This is a genomic window from Mycobacterium lehmannii, from assembly GCF_001499925.1.
Classification (GTDB): domain Bacteria; phylum Actinomycetota; class Actinomycetes; order Mycobacteriales; family Mycobacteriaceae; genus Mycobacterium; species Mycobacterium lehmannii.
The window spans coordinates 1-1,835 of record NZ_LQIR01000053.1 but is presented as its reverse complement, the minus strand read 5'-3'; the positions used below and the strand labels follow the sequence as shown (position 1 = coordinate 1,835).

General features: G+C 59.1%; 1 protein-coding gene. It reads left to right on the top strand.

Features of this window, described 5'->3' with window-relative positions; all coding sequences use genetic code 11:
* A partial coding sequence (locus tag AU192_RS25595; protein ID WP_207544970.1) for an ApeA N-terminal domain 1-containing protein occupies positions 1–1,379 on the top strand: 1,379 nt, incomplete at its 5' end.
* Positions 1,380–1,835 lie beyond the last annotated feature (456 nt).

Here is a 1,835-nt window from a genome sequence, read left to right as displayed (position 1 = left end):
CTACGATGCCCAACGGAGCGACCAGCCCCTGGTCGCAATCCAATAGATCGAGCCTCCGGCAGAACCAGGGCGGTTCAGAACGTGCGTTTGCCGCGCATTTGGCCAAGTCTGGCGACCGAATTAAAGTGTCGGTTCCTGGACCTCTTCCAATAGGGGGTGGCCTAGGTGCCTTGCAGAAACAACAACACGTACCTGACTGTCTGCTGGCGGTCACCACCATTCACAGCACGCTGGCTTTCGACATCAGTCGTGTCGGCGACAGCGTGAATATCGGCGGTGTAAAAGCTTCCAGCCGCACGTACTTCTGCCAGGCGATCGCGGTAGGTTTCAGGGGCGATGAACTCAAATCATCGCGGATGTATGAGATGACGGCCTATATCCCTGGACTCCAACACTGGTCGTCCATCACTGGGTCGGAATCTGAGGCGGAACACGACCAATACAATCGTCCAACAGTTATCACCACCAGAATCCAAGCAGCGCCGGAACAGACTGCCCAGTTATCGAAGTCCCACATGATCTCTGTGTCAACGCATTTCGAAGTGACCGGCCCCGCCGATGATCAACGTGCCTACACTCCGCTGTCGATCGCATCTATCACGAACTCACCCGTGGACTGGCGCACCCACATCAATGTGCTCATATCGATCCAGAATCTGATCAACCTATGTTGGGACGGCTTCGTCCGTGCCGACGGCGGCTACGTGCGCCTTGATCTTTTAAGACCGAACGAAACTTCCAACGCGAAGTTCTGGTCTGAGCGGCTCATGGAGATGCCGCTAGCAGTCGGGTCTCCCCCTAACAGCACCTCTTTTCCGTTGGTCCGCTATGAGACCCTTGGCGGTGTCGATGGCCTAAAGCGGTGGGTGAAGCTTGCAGATCTACACCCGCGCGCGGTCGGGCCGCTTACGTCTCGCCACCGAGTCGCACGATCTGTGGTTGTTGAGAGCGTTTTACAGGACATCTGCGTCGCCATTGAGTACTGGGTCAACTATCACAAGAGCGGCAAAGTGGCTTGGGCTAAGCCAAAGAGCGACAGAGACAACCAGGCAGAAAGGCTCGCGAGGCATATCGGAAGTGAGTTCACCGCATTCGTTGGCGACCCACAGAAGTGGGCGCGTGCACTCTGGAAACACTATGGCGATCTCAAGCACAAGCCGAAGATTAAGTATGACCCAGAAGAGCTTCATCTGCTTACCGAAAGCGCCAGAGTCTTGCTGACATGCGCACTTCTAAATCGGGTGGCGGGCACCAAGGCACCGACACGATCGCTATGTAGCGCTTCCCAAACCCATAGACTGGGATATAGAGTCCGCGAGTTGATCACCGGCAGTGCGTATCCTGCGACACCGAAAGATGACTCCGTATTCACCTCGTGACCGCGAATGCCGAGAAGATCAGGTCGTCCCGCCGCCGCCAGCGGCGCCTTCGCCACCGTTTCCGTCGCGGCCGCCCGCTCCAGCAGAACCGAGGAATCCACCGCCCCGCAACGCCACCGTTGCTGCCGTCAGCGCCGGCCACGCCGCTGCCGCCGTTGCCCCCCGATCCTCCGGCGCTGGGTGTGGCCGAGGCGCCGGCGGTGATCGCGAGCGGTCCCCCTGCGGTAGCGGCGGGACGGGCGGCCTCGCAGGAACTAGTGGCAATAGCAGATGGCCAACATCCGGCGGTGGCGGCAGCGGGGGCCAAGGCGGTATGGACCGCCGGGAAGACCTGATCGACGCCGCAGTACCTATGGATATTGAGCTGGAACGGTCACATTGATCGCGCTCATCGAAAGTCCTCAGGTGTGCTCGCCGATATTCCTCACCTGTGAGCAGCGGTCAGTGTAGTTGTTG